This is a genomic window from Pseudomonas sp. SWRI22 (genome assembly GCF_014268395.2).
Taxonomy (GTDB): Bacteria; Pseudomonadota; Gammaproteobacteria; order Pseudomonadales; family Pseudomonadaceae; genus Aquipseudomonas; species Aquipseudomonas paracarnis.
This window is the reverse complement of the sequence record NZ_JABWQK020000001.1, coordinates 966,078-984,853: the sequence shown is the minus strand read 5'-3', so window position 1 is coordinate 984,853 and position 18,776 is coordinate 966,078. Positions and strand designations below refer to the sequence as shown.

Genomic DNA, 18,776 nt, shown 5'->3' with positions numbered 1-18,776 from the left:
CTGAGGACACACCCATGACCGCATTTGCACGCATCACCTTGCTCAGCCTGGTACTCGGCCTGAGCGCCTGTGCGGTCCACCGCCCACCTCCGGCGCCGACCGGCCCGACTATTCCACCGTCTGGCCCCTCGACCCAGCCGAACACCAAGCCCAGCACCAAACCTTCCGGCCCGGTGACGCCACCGGCCAAACCCCTGCCAAGCAAGTCGCCGACCTTTGCTCCACCGCCGGGCGCCGCCAGCCACTGGGACGGCAAGATGCAGGTGTACGTGCTCGACGATCAGCCTGATACCTTCTACCGCCAGCGCACTTACTACCGTTGGAGCAACGGCTGGAGCCGCTCCATCAGCCCCAACGGGCCATGGGAAGAGACCAACGTGCAAGGCGTGCCGCCGGGGTTGAGCAAGCAATACGCGCAATGACAAAAGGCGGCCTGAGGGTTAATGCCAGTCAGTTAAGACAGAATCGGTAACTGTGGCGAGGGAGCTTGCTCCCGCTGGGGCGCGAAGCGGCCCCAAAAATGGGACTGCTACGCAGTCCAGCGGGAGCAAGCTCCCTCGCCACAAGTCACTGGTTGTCTGCTCTAGCTCTTAACTGACTGGCATTAGGGCAAGCGCGCGAAGGCGGAGTGTCAGTCACTGAATCTACAACTGAACCACCGCTATCGCAGGCAAGCCAGCTCCCACACGGGTCATGCATTACCCACAGAATCAGCGTCTGGTACAGATCCCCTGTGGGAGCGGGCTTGCCCGCGAAAGCGGTCTGACAGCCCCGCCAGGATGTTGGATCAGACCGAGTACATACCCGTTCAGGTAAGGACCACAAAGTTGTGTAGATACCTAAGCCTCTAAGGCAAACCCCACTGCGGCCTGCGCATGCAACGCGGTGGTGTCCAGCAGCGGCAGGGCGCTGTGTTCGGGCTGGATCAGCAAGCAGATTTCCGTACAGCCGAGGATGATCGCCTGGGCGCCTTGTGCAGCGAGTGCCTGGATCACCCGCTGATACACCTGGCGTGACGCGTCACTGATGATGCCCACGCACAGTTCTTCATAGATGATTCGGTGCACCTCCTGGCGTTCATCCGCGTCTGGCACCAGCACGGTAAGCCCCTGGGCGGCAAGGCGGGACTTGAGGAAGTCCTGCTCCATGGTGAATGCGGTACCCAGCAAGCCTACCGTCAGGGTCCCGGCCTCCAGAGCCGCCGCCGCCGTGGCATCAGCAATATGCAGGAAGGGGATCGACACCGCCGCCTCAATACGCGGTGCCACCAAGTGCATGGTGTTGGTACACAGCACCACACAATCAGCGCCCCCGGCCTGCAAGCGCCGTGCGGCATCTTCCAGGATCAGCGCGGCATCGTCCCAACGCCCGGCATGCTGAGCCTGTTCCACCGGGCCGAAATCTACGCTGTACATCAACACTTGCGCCGAGCGCAGCGGGCCAAGATGGTCGCGCACGCGCTGGTTTATAAGGCGGTAATACTCGGCGCTGGACTCCCAGCTCATGCCGCCGATAAGGCCGATGGTGCGCATAGGGTGCTCCTGAAAAAGGATGAGCCTTCACCTTACCCACTCGAGGCTGATGAGTCATACGCAGTTGCCGACCCATTCACCGGAACAGTTCAAGCAACGTGGGTGATCGGTCATCGTCCGGTGCTGAGCGACTCGTCCATACCTGTGAGAAATGACAGTATATTTTGCTGAAAACCCCATATCTAATCAGCACGAACGACCGAGCAGCCCCTGAGCGCTCATGATGGCGACGCTCCGTTTTCCCCTACGCCGAAAGACCGCCATTGCCGAGTGACCTTCGGATACCTCTCACATCCAGAGTTTTTGATTTCAAATAAGGTCAGCCCTACTGAAAGTTTGATTCCAGAGGAGCTTTTCATGGCACCGCAACACTGTGAAGGCGACACCGATACCCGCCACAACAGTCATTCGTCACCGGCGCCGCTCACGATTCCCGATATCCAGCTACCTTTCGCCGTTGCACCGCCGCGTGCCGACACTGAACGGCTGCGTGCGCATGCGCTTGCTTGGGCGCAGCGATACGGTTTGATCGGCAGGCGTGGCGCGCATCGGTTGACCACCACGGCACTGCTCGACCTGGGAATAGCATTGTGCGGGCGGGCGCCCACGCACCGAGCGCAGACTCTGGTGTGCTGGTACCTGTGGGCGCTTACGCTGGATGACCGTATTGATGACGGACCCTGGGCGGAAAACGGCGCGCTGGAGCATTTCATCGCCGCCGTGCAGGCGTTGACCGACAGCGGCGATGCTGTGCCGTCACGTGAACGCGACCGGTTCGAGGACCCGATGCTGGCTGTTCTGGTCGATGACTTGTGGCCCGAGACCCAGCGTTGGGGCAGCGGGCCTTGGCGGCAGAGGCTGGCGGGGCACTTGATCCAGCATCTGCGCGCGCAGGCGGCGCAGGTACGCATGCGAGAAACCGATACGGCGCTCGCCCTGGCTGAGTATCTGCCGTTGCGCCGGGATTCCTTCGGCGCCCTGTTCTTTTTTGATCTGATCGATGGTGCCGAAGCCCTGGACCCGCACGTGCATCCTGCGCAGGTGGAAACATGGAGCAGGTTGCGTAAGCACGCTGCCGATATCATTGCGTGGACGAACGATATCCACTCGGTTGCCAAAGATGTGGTGTGTGGCGAGCGCTTCAATCTGGTGTCGATACTCGGGCACACCGCCGGCCTGGACTGGCCTGGCGCGATAGAAGCAGCCCATCAGATGGTCAACACGGCAGTTGCTCAATTCACGGCAGCCGCTACCGAGCATGCCCATTACCCGCCGTGCGCTGCGACCGATCCGGACCGGTTGCGTCAGGTTGTCCGGGCGGCGGGGGACTGGCATCGCAGCGTTTCGCGCTATCACCTACAGGCCGATGGGTGCGCGGTACAGCACAGCCGACAAGTGGACCTGGCGCTGACTCCGCCGACCCTCAAGTCCCGCCAGTTCGAAATCGACCCGTACCCCTTGTATGAGCGTTTACGCACCACACTGCCGATCGCGTACGACGAGCCCACCGATGTTTGGCTGGTCAGTCGGCATGTGGATGTCAAAGCCGCGTTGACCCACCCAGGGGCAAGCAATCGCAACTACACCTGGCAGATTGGGCCGCTGCTGGGGCACACCATTGTGACCATGGACGGCTGCGAACACGCCCAGCACCGAGCATTGCTCACCCCGTCGTTTCGCAGCAAGGCGCTGGTGGCGCTCGAAGCGTCTGTCACCGCAGTGACCGCAGACTTGCTGGCGCGTATGCAGGGCCGGCCTCAGGTCGACCTGATTGCCGATTTCACCGCTGCGCTGCCGGTGCGAGTGATGGCTCATGCATTGGGCCTCCCGGCACACACACGAGAGGAGGTGGAGCGGCTCAAGCGTTGGTGTGCCATCGGCTTCGCGTACATGGGCAACTATCGTCAGGACCCAGCACTGTTGACCGGCGGGTTATCCAACCGGGACAGTTTTTACGACTTTATCCAGCCCTACATCGACGCTCGGCGTATAGAACCCAAGGACGACTTGATTTCACAACTTCTGGCGGCACGTATCGACGACCAGCCGTTGTCCGAGTCCTTTGTACGGTCCTATTGCGCGATCCTGATGACGGCAGGCAGCGAGACCAGTCACGGCGCCCTGGCGAATCTGATCGTCAACCTGTTGAGCGAACCTGGCGTGAAAGAGGCGGTGATCGCTGATCCAGCACTGATGGACAACGCCCTCACCGAAACCCTGCGACGCAACCCGCCTTTGCAACTTGTACTTCGGGAGGCGACTGAACCGCTGCAACTGCCGTCGGGAACAATTCCTGGTGGCGCAACCCTGGCCTGCCTGATCGGTTCAGCCAATCGTGATCCGGCCCGGTTCAGCGACCCGGACACCTTCAATATGTTGCGCGCCGAACAGGCGACCAGCCATTTCGCTTTCGGAGCGGGGCGCCACTTCTGCCTGGGCTCCATGCTCGCTCGGATGGAGATCACGATTGGCGCGCGCATGCTGCTGCAGACCTTTCCCAACCTGCGCTGGGCTCCGGGGTTCAAGCCCGAAGAGCGCGGGTTTCTCAATCGCTGCCCTGATCAATTGGAGGTCGTGCTTTGACCACATCTGTTTCCACCGAGCAACCCGGCTACACCCGCAGCTATCTCGCGGACCAACACGCAGGCCAATTGGCGAGGTTGCAAACCTTGGAGAGCGCCTTTGACCCGTTAAGCCATAAGGTTTTTGAACGATTGGATCTGCCGGACGCGCCCGCCATCCTTGATCTGGGCGCCGGTGCCGGATCGCTCGCCGGCTGGTTGAGCCAGCGATATCCCGACGCAACGGTTACCGCCACGGATATCGATACTCGCCTCCTGGTCGACATTCCCGGCATCAAGGTGATGACCCACAATGTCACGACCGATGATTTTCCTGCGGCATCGTTTGACGTGGTGCACGCCCGGGCGTTGCTGTGCCACCTCACTGACCGCGAGGAGATAGTGACGCGAGCCGCCACTTGGTTACGTCCCGGAGGCTGGTTGGTGATCGAAGATGTGAGCCTGCAACCGAGCCTCAGAACGACGAACCCGTTGCTGCGCAAAGTCGCCCAGGCCGGAATCACACTGTTGGAGCAGTCCATCGGGTCTGACATGTTCTGGGCCGATCGACTGCCTGATCGGCTACGTGACCGGGGGCTTGTCAACGTGGGGCATCGCACCCTCGAAGGCCGAATCGGCGACAACAGCCCGGCAGATGCCTTCTGGGCGGCAACCACCGCGCAGGCAGGGCCTGCATTGTTGGAACTTGGGTTACTCACCCAGGCAGAGCTGGATGCCATGGCCATGCTGCGTGCCGATCCAACGTTCACCGACGCCGCCTTGACGTTAGTCAGTGCCTGGGGACGCGTCCTCTAGCTTGATACTGTGCGGGGGCGCACATCATTGCACTTAGGAACATACACAATGACCCATGATGTAGTGTTAGTTGATGCGCAAGATAGACCGATCGGAGTGTGTGGCAAACGCGATGCACACCTGGGGAACGGACGGCTTCATCGCGCTTTTTCAGTGCATTTGATCGACAGCAGTGGCCGTCATCTGGTTCAGCGTCGTGCGGCAGGTAAAATGCTTTGGCCTGGTTTTTGGTCGAATGCTTGCTGCAGTCATCCTGCACCTGGCGAGACTATTCTGGAGGCGGCGTCCCGTCGTCTACACGAAGAGTTAGGCGTCTGGGCTTCCTGCCGCTCTCTGTACAGCTTTGAGTACCACGCGCGCTTCGGATCTGTCGGTGCGGAGCACGAACTCTGCCATGTGCTGGTTGCTCAAACGGACGCTGAAGTTTCTCCCGCTGCCGACGAAGTCAGCGAGGTCAAGTGGCAGACCCGAGCCGACATATCCGCCCAACTTGCACAGAGTCAGGCGTTATTTACGCCCTGGTTTGCAATGCAATGGCCGCGTCTTCTAGCAGAACATCCCGAGTTCGACATACCGTCCAAGCACGTATAGACCTGTTGTTTATGACAGTAGACGACGCGCATCCCACAGCCGTTAATAGGTGGGCCAAGCCTGCGTGTTGCAGCCTTGGCCCACTTGGATGACGAGGGTTGCCAAATGTCAAATGCATACGAGTTTCTTAGCTTCGATGATTTGCCAGCTGCTGAAATTACCGAGAACGAAAACACGATCACCCTTACCGCGCCAGCGATTCCTGACGTTGATGCAGGACAAGAAGTCGTGTTCTTCGTGCGTACGCCTCTGGGCAAGGGCATTGCCGTCTACCTGACCTTGCAACAAGACCGCCTGAATGAACCCATGGAGGTGAAGTTGGATAAGAGCCAACTACCCAAGTCGAAGGAGTGGCACGTCGATTACGGCGCCTACGTTAACAAGCGCGCGGTTCATCGTTCAGCCGTGTCATATTTTCCAGCGACGACGGCGGCCAATCAGAGCTAGAACAGACGACAATAACCTGCGGCGAGGGAGGCGACCTCCTTCGCCATCTCTGGCGTTAATAAGGTGCTATACCTACCACTCACTCTTACGATAGTGGTCGCCAGGGAGTTTAATTGATGAAACTAAGGCTAATGGTCAGCACACTGTGTGTTGCCTCGCTAGGCATGGCCGGTTGCGCCAGCAAGGTGGTGCAGCCGGATGAGTATTCAGGGTTTCTTTCCAACTACAGTCAGCTCAAGGAAGCCAAGTCACCGTCGGGGGCTGAGGTGATGCGCTGGGTTGATCCACAGCTGGACCTGAGCCGCTACACCGCGGTCTACATCGAGCCTACCCAGTTTTACCCCAAGCCCCAGGCCACTTCCCGAATTCCCGAGAGCACGTTGCGGGGCATCAATGACTATTACAACCAGGCGCTCAAGCGCGAGCTGGGTCAGTCACTGCCCGTGGCCAATGCCCCAGGCCCAGGGGTAATTGTTGTGAGAGCGGCGATTACCGCCGTGAGCAGCAAGACCGAGAGTCTCAAGCCATATGAGTTTATTCCCGTCGCCCTGGTGGCTGCGGCAGTGAGCACGGGCACCGGCATTCGCGACCAGGAAACCACCCTGGGCACCGAGGCGCAGCTCCTCGATGGCGCCACTCATAAAGTGCTGGCCCAAGTGGTGCGCAAAGGCACCGGCAAGCCGCTGGCTAATGACTCCCGAGTGATGAAGGCCGACGATGTAAAAAGCGTCATCGACGGTTGGGCGTCAGACCTGCACCAGTCCTACGTGAAACTGAAAAAACACTGAGTCAAAAAAAAGCGCGGCGGGTCATCGCCCGTCGCGCTTTTTTTATTCGCCGAGCTTATTTAAGCGGCGTCAACGCTGGTAGCTTCCACTGGCCGCTAGCGACTTCAGGCTTGGGCAGGTAAATGCGCAAGACCGCATAGAACGGGCCGGGAGGGGCTGGCAACCAGTTGCTCTGCTCAGCCTTGGGTGGCTCGTGGTGTTGCAATGCCAGGGTCAAGCCACCCTCTGCGTCGAGCTTGAGGCTCGGCAACATCTGCGAGTTGATCAGGTAGCGCTTCTTGTGGTTTGGCACCAGCAGTTTGGTCTTGGCGTCGTACATCGTCAGCGACCAGAACGCATCAGCCGGCGGCAACTGGTCCTTGGCAAAATGCACGGTGTAGCTGTGGCGTGCACCATTGGCCGGTTTGCCCTCGCTGTCGATGACGTAGCTCAAGTGCGCGGCTTCATCACTGGAGTTGCCGAACATCCCCAGCTCGGCACCGGCGTAGCGGTACAGGTAGTTGTTTTGCAGGTGATCGCGGCTGCCGTACAGGTCTGCGCCGGTTACTTGGTGGGTGTCGACCTTGGCCTTCTTGAACGCGGCGAATTCAGCGCGGCCATCGGCGATGCCGTCTTCCAGAGCCTTGCGCTGCTCGGCGGTCAACTGGTTGATTTTGAACGGCGCGCCCGGGGCAATACCGATCCTGGCAAAGCGCGCCAGCAGATCTTTTTCATTGTCCTGGGGCGCGGCGAAGGCCAGCATGAAGTTCAGGTAGCGAAACAGCTGCGGGCCTTCGGTCATCGTCGACATCGGCTTGGGCCATTGGATCTTCGGCACGTTGGCGGGGGCGGGTTGCTTCACATAGCTGCTCAGCGCCTGCACCTTGTAGCCGCTCTGGATCTGCTTGACCTTGCTCAGGTCTTTGTCGTCAAACAGTTGAGTGCGGTAAAGGGCGTAGGCGATGTTGCTTTCGCTGTAGACCACACGGTCGATGTCCACCGGCTGCTGACCTTTCCAGTCTGGCCCGGCGATCATGTAGTGCCCGCCGTTATTGCCGGTACTGCGGGTGCCCAGGTAGGCGAAATTCTGCGTATAGAGATCGATCAATTGCACCGAGTAATAGCGGTTGTCTTCAATCTTGGGCAGGGTCAGCACCAGCGGCTCTTTGCGCAAGTCCATCCACACGAACGAGTAGGGTGTGTCGACGTTCGGGGTGGTAACTGCGTTGTCCTTGGGGGTGAGCACCTGGGCGCTGTTTTCGATACGGTTGAACGGCGCCTTGAAGTGGGCACCGCCTTTATCAACGGCCTGGGTGTAGAGCGTCTTGTACATCTGCACCACCGGGAAGCCGTACAAGTAGGCTTCCTTGGCAATGGCCCTGGCTTCGCTGGGGCTTGCGGTGAAGTCAGCCCAGGCGCCGGAGCTCATGAGTATCGAGAGGCTCGCCAACAGCAGGCGCGTCGGTTTTCCAATCATGTTGTTGCGTCCTTCCTGAGTGCTATCTGAGAGCGTGGCGTGAAGGCGCTGAGTTTCCTGTTTTATTGGCCGGTCGTCACGTTAATCTCTGCAAAGGACCATGAGGAAGGGGCGTTAGAGCATGGATTTGACTTTGTCACGCAACTGATCGATCGAAAACGGCTTGCCAATCACCTGCATGCCGTCGGGCACATCAATGTTTTCGGCATAGCCGCTGGCAAACAGGATAGGCAGGGTAGCGCGCAGTTCGCGGACCTTGGTTGCCAGTTGTTTGCCGTCCATGTCGGGCAGGCCAACGTCGGTCATCATCAGGTCGATGATCTGGTCGGTATTTTGCACCTGCGCCAGTGCTTCCCCAGCATCCGCGGCTTCGAGCACCTTGAACTCCAACTCTTCGAGGACATCGACGATCAGCATGCGCACGATGGCGTCGTCTTCGACTACAAGGATGGTGGAGGTGTGGGACATAGTGAACTTTCCTGAACAGTGAGAGCGCTGGGCTTAAAGGCAACTAGATTGTGAGTAATAACAATGCCAGCAAGTTCCGAAGCAATTGCTGGCATTGTGACCTTAGCGGCGCAAAAAGTCCCGTCCGCTTGCGTGCTGACTCACCAAGGTGCAGGCGCCATGAGCTAGACCGCATTCGCTGCCAATCAACGCACAAACATAGCGTTGAGCGATGTTATTCGGGCAAACTTGCGGTTTTCCCGCATTTGGCCAAGGCATGCCCATGACACCCGCGTCGTCCGTCGATGAAAAAAGCTTTCGTACCTTGCTGAGCCGAAACGTGGCCCTGCCCTTGGGCGTGGGCGTGCTCAGCGCGGTGTTTTTCGTCTGCCTGATTACCTATTTGCTCTCGGTGATCCAGTGGGTGGAGCACACCGACCGCGTCATTAACAACCTCAATGAGACGTCCAAACTGACGGTTGACCTGGAAACGGGTATGCGCGGGTTCCTGATCACCGGTGACGAGCACTTCCTTGATCCGTACGAAGTGGCCAAGCCGCGGATCATTGCCGACCTGCGCAATTTGCAGGATCTTGTGGCCGACAACCCGCAGCAGGTCGACCGACTCAAGCGCTTGGAAACCTTGCAAACCGAATGGAACAACTACGCACAGTCGATGATTGAGCTGCAGCGCAACAGCGGTGATTACCGGGGCGCGGTCAAGGCGGGCCGGGGCAAGCGGCTCACCGATGAAATTCGCAAGGAATATGAGGACGCGGTGGCGATGGAACAACAGTTCCGTATCACCCGTAACGCAGAGGTTACCCGCACGACGGTGATCAGTGTCACGTTGTACCTGGCGTTTGTACTGGGGCTGAGTGGTTTTCTGGCCTACATCGGCAGGAAGAATTTAATTTCACTTTCAAAGAGTTACAGCGCAAACCTCGCGTCACAACAGAAGATTGCACGGCGCCTGGAGCAAACCGCCTGGCTGCGCAATGGCCAGACCGAGCTGGCCGAGCAAGTGCTGGGCCAACTGACCCTGAACATGCTGGGACGCAATATCCTGCAGTTCTTCGCCCAGTACATGGGCTCGGCCGTCGCGGCGCTGTACGTGCGCGAAGAACACGGCGGCCTCAAGCGTGTGGCCACGTATGGCTTCTCCCGCGAGCAGGAACAACAGGAACAGTCGATCTACAACGACGAAGGCATCGTCGGGCAGGCCGCCCAGCGCGATCGCCTGATTCGCCTGGACGATGTGCCGGTGGATTACTTCAAGGTCAGCTCGGGACTGGGCGAGGGCGCGACCCGTAGTGTGTTGGTGGTGCCCACCAGCGATGACGACCGCGTCAACGGTGTGGTCGAGCTGGGTTTCCTGCGCCCGCTGGATGAGCGTGATATCGAACTGCTGGAACTGATCGCCGGCAATATCGGCACCTCCATCGAAGCCGCGCGCTATCGCCAGCGCTTGCAGGAAGTGCTGGCCGAGACCCAGCAGCTCAACGAAGAACTGCAAGTGCAACAGGAAGAGCTCAAGACCGCCAACGAAGAGCTGGAAGAACAGTCGCGCATTCTCAAGGAATCCCAGGCCCACCTGGAAACCCAGCAGGCTGAGCTGGAGCAGACCAACGAGCAACTCGCCGAACAGACCCAGACCCTGGCCGAACAGCGCGACGCCATGGACCGCAAGAACATCGAGCTGAACCAGGCCCAACTGGAGCTGGAAGACCGCGCCGATGAGCTGCAGCGCTCCAGCAAGTACAAGTCCGAATTCCTGGCCAACATGTCTCACGAGCTGCGCACACCGCTGAACAGCTCGCTGATCCTGGCCAAACTGCTGGCAGATAACCCCCAGGAAAACCTCAGCGCCGAGCAGGTCAAGTTTGCCGAATCGATCTATTCAGCCGGCAACGACTTGCTCAACCTGATCAACGACATCCTGGATATTTCCAAGGTCGAAGCCGGCAAGCTGGAAGTGCGCCCGGAAAACGCTAGCGTCGAACGCCTGGTGGATGGCCTGCGCGGCATGTTCGAGCCGCTGGCAATGGACCGCAAACTGGGCTTCCAGGTGGACGTGCAGCAAGGCTCGCCAACCCTGCTGTTTACTGATCGCCAACGCCTGGAGCAGATCCTCAAGAACCTGTTGTCCAACGCCATCAAGTTCACCGAACAGGGCGAGGTCAGCCTGTCGGTGTCCCGCGCGCCGGGGGAAGGCATTGCCTTTACCGTGCGCGATTCCGGCATAGGTATCGCCCCGGATCAACAGGAAAGCATCTTCGAAGCCTTCCGCCAGGCCGACGGCACCACCAATCGCCGTTACGGCGGTACTGGCCTGGGCTTGTCGATTTCCCGTGACCTGGCCACCTTGCTGGGCGGCTATATCAGTGTGACCAGCGAACCGGGAAAAGGCAGTATTTTCACGCTAGTACTGCCTGAACAGTATGTCGAACGCGACGAGGACGCAGCGCCGATCGAGCCACCGCGCCAAGTGGTGGTCGCGCCGGCACCGGCGCCCGTCAAGGTGTCGCCATTGCCGGTGGCCGACGCCAAGCTGATCCCACGCTTTGCCGACGACCGAGAAAAAGCACCGTTCAGCACCCGCTGCATCCTGGTGGTGGAAGACGAGCCGAATTTTGCGCGAATCCTGTTCGACCTCGCTCACGAACTGGGTTACCACTGCCTGGTAGCCCACGGTGCCGACGAGGGCTATAGCCTTGCCGAGCAGTACATCCCCGACGCGATCCTGCTGGACATGCGCCTGCCAGACCATTCCGGGCTGACCGTGCTGCAACGCCTCAAGGAACACGCCAACACGCGCCATATCCCCGTGCATGTGATTTCCGTGGAAGACCGCGTCGAAGCCGCCATGCACATGGGCGCCATCGGTTATGCCGTCAAGCCCACTACCCGCGAAGAGCTCAAGGACGTGTTTGCGCGCCTGGAAGCCAAGTTGACCCAGAAGGTCAAGCGCATCCTGCTGGTGGAAGACGATGACCTGCAGCGCGACAGCATTGCCCGCCTGATCGGCGACGATGACATCGAGATCACCGCCGTAGGCTTTGCCCAGGAAGCCCTCGACCTGCTGCGCACCACTATCTACGACTGCATGATCATCGACCTCAAGCTGCCGGACATGCTCGGCAACGAGCTGCTCAAGCGCATGGCCACCGAGGACATCTGCTCGTTCCCGCCAGTAATCGTCTACACCGGGCGTAACCTGACCCGGGATGAAGAGGCCGAGCTGCGCAAGTATTCACGCTCGATCATCATCAAGGGCGCGCGCTCGCCCGAGCGTCTACTGGATGAAGTCACGCTTTTTCTGCACAAAGTCGAATCCCAGTTGTCCCATGACCGTCAGAAGATGCTCAAGACTGCCCGCAGCCGCGATAAGGTCTTCGAGGGGCGCAAGATCCTGCTGGTGGACGACGACGTACGCAATATCTTCGCCCTGACCAGCGCCCTGGAGCACAAAGGCGCTGTGGTGGTGATCGGGCGTAACGGCCAGGAAGCCATCGACAAGCTCAATGAAGTGGACGATGTCGACCTGGTGCTGATGGACGTGATGATGCCGGAGATGGACGGTTACGAGGCCACCGCCTTGATCCGCCAGGACCCACGCTGGAAAAAACTGCCAATCATTGCCGTGACGGCCAAGGCCATGAAGGACGATCAGGAACGTTGCCTGGCAGCAGGCTCAAACGATTACCTGGCCAAGCCGATTGACCTGGACCGCCTGTTCTCACTGATTCGCGTATGGCTACCGAAGATGGAACGCATTTAAGTGGAGCAGTGTTTCTTGGATAAGAGCAGCGATATTGAGCTGCGCCTGTTGATCGAGGCGATTTACCTCAAGTACAGCTATGACTTTCGCGACTACTCGGGCGCGTCGGTCAAACGCCGTGTGGCCCATGCCTTGCGTCAGTTCGACTGCGCGACCATTTCCGCACTGCAAGAGCGCGTGTTGCACGACCCGGCCGCGTTCATGCAGTTGCTGCAATTCTTGACCATTCCGGTGAGCGAGATGTTTCGCGACCCGTCGCACTTCCTCGCGATTCGCCAGGAAGTCGTGCCGCTGCTCAAGACCTACCCGTCGATCAAGATCTGGATTGCCGGCTGCAGCACGGGCGAGGAGGTGTACTCCATGGCCATCCTGCTGCGTGAAGAAGGCTTGCTGGAACGCACCATCATCTACGCCACGGACATCAACCCCGCGTCGCTGGATAAAGCCAAGCAGGGCATCTTTTCCCTGGAGAACGTGCGCGCCTACACCGCCAATTATCAGCAGGCCGGCGGGCAACGTTCATTTGCCGACTACTACACAGCGGCTTACGATTACGCGATCTTCGACAAGACATTGCGCGAGAACGTGACCTTTGCCGACCACAGCCTGGCAACCGACAGCGTATTCTCAGAAACTCAATTAATTTCATGTCGTAACGTATTGATTTATTTCAATAAAAAATTGCAAGATCGAGCGTTTGGCTTGTTTCATGAGTCGCTGTGTCATCGCGGCTTTTTGGTGCTGGGCAGCAAGGAAACCCTGGATTTTTCCGCCTACAGCAAGCAATTCGAGCCCTTGGTCAAGCAGGAACGGATTTACCGGAAATCATGAGCGACGCGCCAGACACCCCGATTTCGGGGATCGAAGCCATCGTCGTCGGCGCGTCCGCCGGCGGCGTTGAGGCGTTGCTGAGTATTTTCGGCCAGTTGCCGAGCACCTTCGCGCTGCCGATCATTGCCGTGCTGCACCTGCCGGACGAGCGCCGCAGCCAACTGGCAGAAGTCTTTGCCCGGCGCCTGAACATCCCGGTCAAGGAGGCGAGGGACAAAGAAGCGCTGGAGGCGGGCACCTTGTACTTTGCCGGGCCAGGTTATCACCTGTCGGTAGAGCAGGACCGTAGCCTGTCCCTGAGCCAGGAAGACCGGGTGCACCATTCCAGACCCGCCATCGACTACCTGTTTTCCTCGGCGGCCGATGTGTATGGGCCGCGCCTGCTCGCCATTTTGTTGACTGGCGCCAACCAGGACGGCGCAAGCGGGCTGGCCCACGTCAAGCAATCGGGTGGCATTACCATCGTGCAGGACCCACAAGAGGCACGCATTGCCGTCATGCCCCTGGCGGCTCTGGCCTTGCATACACCTGACCATATTCTTTCCTTGAGCCGAATCGGCTCATTGCTGGCTTCCCTGGAACCCTTCCCATGTTAAGTACTGTCCAGGCCAAACTGCTGATCGTCGACGATCTGCCGGAAAACCTGCTGGCCCTCGAGGCGCTGATCAAGCGTGAGGATCGCCAGGTCTTCAAGGCATTGAGTGCCGACGAGGCGTTGTCCCTGTTGCTGGAACATGAATTCGCCATGGCGATCCTCGACGTGCAGATGCCTGGCATGAACGGTTTCGAACTGGCCGAACTGATGCGCGGCACCGAAAAGACCAAGAACATCCCCATCGTGTTCGTCAGCGCCGCTGGCCGCGAACTCAACTACGCCTTCAAGGGCTATGAAAGCGGCGCGGTGGACTTCCTGCACAAGCCGCTGGATATCCATGCGGTCAAGAGCAAGGTCAATGTGTTCGTCGACCTGTATCGCCAAAGCAAGGCGATGAAGCTGCAAGTTGAAGAGCTGGAGCGCAGCCGCCGTGAGCAGGAGCTGTTGCTCACGCGCCTGCAGGCCACCCAGGCCGAGCTGGAACAGGCGGTGCGCATGCGTGACGACTTCATGTCGATTGTTGCCCACGAAGTGCGTACGCCCCTCAACGGGCTGATCCTGGAGACCCAACTGCGCAAGATGCACCTGGCCCGGGACAACGCCGCGGCGTTTACCCTGGACAAGATGCGCGCCATGGTTGACCGCGATGAGCGCCAGATCCAGAGCTTGATCCGCCTGATCGAGGACATGCTCGACGTGTCGCGTATCCGTACCGGCAAGCTGTCGATTCGCCCGGCACGCATCGACCTTGCGCAACTGGTACGCAACCTGGTGGATAACTTCGCGCCGCAAGTGGCAGCCGCCGAGTCGTCCATGCAATTGCAGGCCGAAAGCCCGGTGCAAGGCTGCTGGGATGAGTTCCGTATCGAGCAGGTTATCACCAACCTGCTGACCAACGCCCTGCGCTACGGAGCCAAGAGCCCGGTGCAGGTGCGGGTGTATACCGAGCATGGCGAAGCGCGGGTAGAGGTACGCGACCATGGCATTGGTATCAGCGAGGAGAACCAGAAGCGTATTTTCCAACAGTTCGAACGGGTTTCGGCCAACCATTCCGCAGCCGGCCTGGGCCTGGGCTTGTTTATTTCCGAGCAGATCGTGGCGGCCCATGGCGGCACGATTGAGGTCGAGAGTCAGATAGGTGAGGGCGCCCTGTTCCGGGTATGCCTGCCTTTGGAAGTGGCCGAGTGAAATCAATCGTCACCCCGACGCAACCTCTGCGTGACCCCATGGTCGTAACTGCAGCAATTGACCGGACAAAGGCTTCCCATGAGTGAAGATGCACAAGATGTCGTACTGATCGTCGAGGACGACGAATCCATTATGTTTGTGCTGGGCGAGTACCTGGCAGGCTTGGGCTACCGGGTCTTGAAGGCGATCGACGGGGAGCAGGCCTTCGAAATCCTTGCGACCAAACCGCACCTGGACTTGATGGTCACCGATTACCGCCTGCCGGGTGGGATCTCGGGCGTGCAGATTGCCGAGCCGGCAATCAAATTGCGTCCGGAGCTGAAGGTGATCTTTATCAGCGGGTACCCGCAGGAAATCCTGGACTGCCACAGCCCCATCACGCGCAATGCGCCGATCCTGGCCAAGCCGTTCGATCTGGATACGCTGCAGGAGCATATCCAGCGGTTATTGGCGTAATACCGCACAACTTGAGACTCTGCGCATCTCGACGCTCTTCTTTTTAGGTGGCGTGACCGCCTCAGGCCCTGATCATTTCTCGGACCTTGGCGGTCAATAAATCGAAGGTAAACGGCTTGGTGATCAACTGCATGCCAGGATCCAGGAATCCCCCTCGCACGGCGGCATGCTCGGCATAGCCGGTGATGAACAATACCTTGAGTTGAGGACGAATCTGCCGGCCGATTTCCGCCAGTTGCCGGCCGTTCATACCGGGTAGGCCGACATCGCTGATCATCAGGTCGATGCGCTGTTCGGATTCAATGATCGGTACCGCCGTATTCGCGTCCCCAGCCTCGATAAACCCATACCCCAGTTCTTTGAGCACAGCGCTGACCAGCACCCGAACCGCGGGGTCATCCTCGACAATCAATACCGTTTCCCCAGCATTGGCAAACGGCAGCAGCGTCGGGTTGAGCGGCGCTTGTGCCTGGGGCTCACCAATGAAACGCGGCAGAAACAGGCTGACCGTCGTGCCTTGGTTGACTTCGCTGTGGATGGTCACATGCCCACGAGACTGACGAGCGAAGCCGTAGATCATCGACAACCCAAGACCGGTGCCTTGGCCGATGGGTTTGGTGGTAAAAAACGGATCGAACACCCGGCCCATCAGATGTTGCGGTATGCCGCAACCGTTGTCGCTGACACTCAGCTCTACGTAGTCGCCCGGGGTCAAGGTGCCGTAGGCGGCGGTAAAGACACTGTCGAGGTGGCGATTGGTGGTCTCCACGGTTAGCGTGCCACCCGTGGGCATGGCGTCGCGCGCGTTGATCACCAGGTTGAGCAAGGCGCTTTCGAGCTGGTTCGGGTCGGCTTCGGCGGTCCACAGGGCATCGCTCAGACGCATGTCCAGGCTGATGCTTTCGTTGATGCTGCGTTGCAGCAACTCGCCCATGGCTGCCACCAGTTGATTGATCTGCACGGGCTTGGAGTCAAGCGACTGTCGGCGCGAAAACGCCAGCAACCGGTGTGTGAGGCTGGCCGCGCGATTGGCGGAGGTCACACCCAGGTCGATCAGGCTGTCCAGGTCATCCAGCTTGCCTCGGGATACCCGCCTGCGCAGCAGTTCCAGGCTGCCGATAATGCCCGTGAGCATATTGTTGAAGTCATGGGCAATGCCGCCGGTCAACTGGCCGACGGCTTCCATTTTCTGCGACTGGCGCAAGGCCTCTTCGTTGTGGCGCAGTTGAGCCGTGCGTTCTTCCACTTGCTGCTCAAGCGTTTCCAGGGTGCGCTGCAGCCGCAGTTCACTCTCGCTCAAGTCAATCAACCGGTCCCGTGCTTCGTATTGGCGACGCCGACCGCGCAGCGCGGCGCTCACCAGGCTGATCAGGGTAATGGGGTGGAAAGGCCGCTCCAGAAACGTCACGTTGCCCAGCAAGCCACTGAGCCGGGTGGAGCCGTTCTGCTCTTTGCCGCCATGATGGGTCATCAGTACGATCGGCAGGTCGGACCACGCCGGCTGCTGGTGCAATTGCTCGAGCAGTGGTTCAAGATCTACGCCACGCAGCGCCTCGGCGGCAATGATGAGCAGGCCGGCGCCTTGCGCCAGTTCTTCGCACACTTGCCCTAGGTTGCTGGCGACGATCCCGCTGTAGCCGGCTTCGTTAAGCATCATCAGCGCCAATGAACCATCGCGGCCCATGGGCGCCAGCACGATGGCGCGCTCGGAGATGGGGGAGAGGGCCGGCACTAGCCCTCATCCTTGAGCAGAGGGGAGCCGGCGCCCATATAGGTTGGAATGCCGCGCAGCACACCCTGGAAGTTATCCAGGGGAACACCCACGGTCATGCCACGGCTGCCGATGCGATATTCGCGGATAGTCGACTCATGGGAGCCAGTCCTTTTCTTGATGATCGAAATGGCCCGGCGAACTTTGCCCAGAGCCTCGAAGTAACGCAGCAGGATCACGGTGTCAGCCAGGTAGGTGATGTCGACCGGGGTCTGCATGTCGCCCACCAGGCCGTGCTGGGCCACCGTCATGAAGGTCGCGGCACCGCGGCGGTTGAGGTACAGCAACAGTTCATGCATATGCAGGATCAACGCGTTTTCTTCAGGCATGGCGGCCTGGTAGCCGTTGATACTGTCGATGACCACAGTCTTGATGCCGCGCTCATCCACGCAGCGACGAACCCGGTGCGAAAATTCGCCGGGTGAGAGTTCAGCGGCGTCTACCTGTTCGATCAGCAGGTTGCCGGTGTCCCGTAGCGCGGCGAGATCAATGCCCATGTTTTTCATGCGCTCGAACAGCAGGCCCAGTTCTTCATCGAAGATAAACAGCGCAGCCTTTTCGCCTCGCGCCACGGCGGCGGCGGCGAAGATCATCGAGATCAGCGACTTGCCGGTGCCCGCCGGGCCGAGAATCAGGCTGCTGGAGCCGGTCTCGATACCACCGCCGAGCAAAGAGTCCAACTCCTCGATGCCACTGCTCAACGTTTGACGGTTATAACCACCGCGATGCTCGGCCGCTACGAGGCGCGGGAACACGTGAATGCCGTCGCCCATGATGGTGAAATCATGAAAGCCGCCACGGTATTTCTGGCCACGGTATTTCACTACGCGGATACGCCGACGCTCGGCACCGTAGGTGGGGGTCAGTTCTTCCAGGCGAATCACGCCGTGGGCCACGCTGTGCACGGTTTTATCCAGTGACTCGGTGGTCAGGTCGTCCAGCAGCAGTACGGTGGCGTCATAGCGTACGAAGTAGTGCTTGATCGCCAGGATCTGCCGGCGATAGCGCAAGGAGCTTTGCGCCAGAAGGCGGATCTCAGACAGGCTGTCGACCACCACGCGGGTCGGCTTGACCCGTTCTACCACTTCAAAGATCTGGCGGGTGGCTTCACCCAGTTCCAGGTCGGAGGAATACAGCAGACTTTGCTGGTGATCGGCGTTGAGCAGGCTTTCCGGAGGGGTCAGCTCGAAGATATGAATATGCTCATCCAAGTCCCAGCCGTGGGATTTGGCACCCTGGCGCAGTTCGTGCTCGGTTTCGGACAGGGTGATATATAAGCAACGTTCGCCGTTCTGAGCACCGGCCCGCAGAAAATGCAAGGCCACGGTGGTTTTACCGGTGCCGGGTTCGCCTTCGAGCAAAAACACGTGGCTTCGCGATAGCCCCCCGGCAAGAATGTCATCAAGACCTTCGACGCCGGTGGCCGCCTTTTCACTCAACAGCTGTTTGGATGTACTCAAGAAGTGCCCTCAGGTCACGTACAAGTAGAGGGGCACGCCGAATGGGACGCGCCATA

General features: G+C 59.5%; 16 protein-coding genes. 11 read left to right on the top strand and 5 right to left on the bottom strand.

Translation table 11 applies throughout. The features are described from left to right. The first annotated feature begins 14 nt into the window (after positions 1-14). Positions 15-422 (top strand): lipoprotein, encoded by a 408-nt coding sequence (locus HU730_RS04100; RefSeq protein WP_034127179.1) that lies wholly within the window; start codon positions 15-17, stop codon positions 420-422. A 417-nt stretch (positions 423-839) separates the two neighbouring features. Here HU730_RS04100 and HU730_RS04095 read toward each other — a convergent pair whose 3' ends face one another. Continuing rightward, entirely contained in the window at positions 840-1,532 is a 693-nt protein-coding gene (locus tag HU730_RS04095; protein ID WP_060764746.1) for an aspartate/glutamate racemase family protein, read from the bottom strand. Positions 1,533-1,889: 357 nt separating this feature from the next. Here HU730_RS04095 and HU730_RS04090 point away from each other — a divergent pair, with 357 nt between their 5' ends. The 5 genes from HU730_RS04090 to HU730_RS04070 all read left to right on the top strand — a co-directional run bounded on the left by HU730_RS04090 (position 1,890) and on the right by HU730_RS04070 (position 6,735). Continuing rightward, positions 1,890-4,115, top strand: a complete 2,226-nt coding sequence (locus HU730_RS04090) for a cytochrome P450 (RefSeq protein WP_034127467.1) — start codon at positions 1,890-1,892, stop codon at positions 4,113-4,115. Beyond that, on the top strand, positions 4,112-4,909 hold the full coding sequence (locus HU730_RS04085; RefSeq protein WP_186527342.1) for a class I SAM-dependent methyltransferase: 798 nt from the start codon (positions 4,112-4,114) through the stop codon (positions 4,907-4,909). Before HU730_RS04090 ends, HU730_RS04085 begins: the two co-directional genes overlap by 4 nt. A 48-nt stretch (positions 4,910-4,957) precedes the next feature. Beyond that, on the top strand, positions 4,958-5,500 hold the full coding sequence (gene idi, locus HU730_RS04080; protein WP_080757692.1) for an isopentenyl-diphosphate Delta-isomerase: 543 nt from the start codon (positions 4,958-4,960) through the stop codon (positions 5,498-5,500). 105 nt (positions 5,501-5,605) lie between these two features. Beyond that, entirely contained in the window at positions 5,606-5,947 is a 342-nt protein-coding gene (locus tag HU730_RS04075) for a hypothetical protein (RefSeq protein WP_060764745.1), read from the top strand. Between the two features lie 116 nt (positions 5,948-6,063). Further along, complete coding sequence (locus tag HU730_RS04070; protein WP_186527341.1) at positions 6,064-6,735, top strand: DUF3313 domain-containing protein; 672 nt, start codon at positions 6,064-6,066, stop codon at positions 6,733-6,735. A 55-nt stretch (positions 6,736-6,790) separates the two neighbouring features. Here HU730_RS04070 and HU730_RS04065 read toward each other — a convergent pair whose 3' ends face one another. Together HU730_RS04065 and HU730_RS04060 are read right to left on the bottom strand one after the other, a co-directional pair. Further along, entirely contained in the window at positions 6,791-8,191 is a 1,401-nt protein-coding gene (locus HU730_RS04065; protein ID WP_186527340.1) for a DUF1254 domain-containing protein, read from the bottom strand. 114 nt (positions 8,192-8,305) lie between these two features. Then, positions 8,306-8,659 carry a response regulator gene (locus tag HU730_RS04060; protein WP_034127462.1) on the bottom strand — a complete coding sequence of 118 codons (354 nt, stop codon included), beginning with the start codon at positions 8,657-8,659 and terminating at the stop codon, positions 8,306-8,308. Positions 8,660-8,921: 262 nt separating this feature from the next. Between HU730_RS04060 and HU730_RS04055 the strand changes: the two genes are divergently transcribed. From HU730_RS04055 to HU730_RS04035, 5 genes are all read left to right on the top strand, one after another. Next, positions 8,922-12,419 (top strand): response regulator, encoded by a 3,498-nt coding sequence (locus HU730_RS04055; RefSeq protein WP_186527339.1) that lies wholly within the window; start codon positions 8,922-8,924, stop codon positions 12,417-12,419. 15 nt (positions 12,420-12,434) lie between these two features. Then, a complete protein-coding gene (locus HU730_RS04050) occupies positions 12,435-13,250 on the top strand; it encodes a protein-glutamate O-methyltransferase CheR (protein WP_014718485.1) in 816 nt (271 codons plus the stop codon). Further along, complete coding sequence (locus tag HU730_RS04045; RefSeq protein WP_054896518.1) at positions 13,247-13,846, top strand: chemotaxis protein CheB; 600 nt, start codon at positions 13,247-13,249, stop codon at positions 13,844-13,846. The genes HU730_RS04050 and HU730_RS04045 overlap by 4 nt, the downstream gene beginning before the upstream one ends. Beyond that, positions 13,840-15,033, top strand: a complete 1,194-nt coding sequence (locus HU730_RS04040; protein ID WP_034127459.1) for a hybrid sensor histidine kinase/response regulator — start codon at positions 13,840-13,842, stop codon at positions 15,031-15,033. The genes HU730_RS04045 and HU730_RS04040 overlap by 7 nt, the downstream gene beginning before the upstream one ends. 78 nt (positions 15,034-15,111) lie before the next feature. Next, a complete protein-coding gene (locus tag HU730_RS04035; RefSeq protein WP_032897270.1) occupies positions 15,112-15,489 on the top strand; it encodes a response regulator in 378 nt (125 codons plus the stop codon). Between the two features lie 61 nt (positions 15,490-15,550). Here HU730_RS04035 and HU730_RS04030 read toward each other — a convergent pair whose 3' ends face one another. Together HU730_RS04030 and HU730_RS04025 are read right to left on the bottom strand one after the other, a co-directional pair. Beyond that, the gene (locus HU730_RS04030) at positions 15,551-17,221 is read right to left on the bottom strand and encodes an ATP-binding protein (RefSeq protein WP_034127458.1); all 1,671 of its coding nucleotides are present in this window, start codon (positions 17,219-17,221) and stop codon (positions 15,551-15,553) included. Beyond that, positions 17,221-18,720, bottom strand: coding sequence for an ATPase domain-containing protein (locus tag HU730_RS04025; RefSeq protein ID WP_034127457.1), 1,500 nt, complete (start codon positions 18,718-18,720; stop codon positions 17,221-17,223). The genes HU730_RS04030 and HU730_RS04025 overlap by 1 nt, the downstream gene beginning before the upstream one ends. Positions 18,721-18,776: the final 56 nt, after the last annotated feature.

Excerpts from the sequence above, each read along its gene's own strand:
- HU730_RS04100 (WP_034127179.1), top strand. The coding sequence starts at position 15 with ATGACCGCATTTGCACGCATCACCTTGCTCAGCCTGGTACTCGGCCTG.
- HU730_RS04095 (WP_060764746.1), bottom strand. The coding sequence starts at position 1,532 with ATGCGCACCATCGGCCTTATCGGCGGCATGAGCTGGGAGTCCAGCGCC.
- HU730_RS04090 (WP_034127467.1), top strand. The coding sequence starts at position 1,890 with ATGGCACCGCAACACTGTGAAGGCGACACCGATACCCGCCACAACAGT.
- idi (WP_080757692.1), top strand. The coding sequence starts at position 4,958 with ATGACCCATGATGTAGTGTTAGTTGATGCGCAAGATAGACCGATCGGA.
- HU730_RS04075 (WP_060764745.1), top strand. The coding sequence starts at position 5,606 with ATGTCAAATGCATACGAGTTTCTTAGCTTCGATGATTTGCCAGCTGCT.
- HU730_RS04070 (WP_186527341.1), top strand. The coding sequence starts at position 6,064 with ATGAAACTAAGGCTAATGGTCAGCACACTGTGTGTTGCCTCGCTAGGC.
- HU730_RS04065 (WP_186527340.1), bottom strand. The coding sequence starts at position 8,191 with ATGATTGGAAAACCGACGCGCCTGCTGTTGGCGAGCCTCTCGATACTC.
- HU730_RS04060 (WP_034127462.1), bottom strand. The coding sequence starts at position 8,659 with ATGTCCCACACCTCCACCATCCTTGTAGTCGAAGACGACGCCATCGTG.
- HU730_RS04055 (WP_186527339.1), top strand. The coding sequence starts at position 8,922 with ATGACACCCGCGTCGTCCGTCGATGAAAAAAGCTTTCGTACCTTGCTG.
- HU730_RS04045 (WP_054896518.1), top strand. The coding sequence starts at position 13,247 with ATGAGCGACGCGCCAGACACCCCGATTTCGGGGATCGAAGCCATCGTC.
- HU730_RS04040 (WP_034127459.1), top strand. The coding sequence starts at position 13,840 with ATGTTAAGTACTGTCCAGGCCAAACTGCTGATCGTCGACGATCTGCCG.
- HU730_RS04035 (WP_032897270.1), top strand. The coding sequence starts at position 15,112 with ATGAGTGAAGATGCACAAGATGTCGTACTGATCGTCGAGGACGACGAA.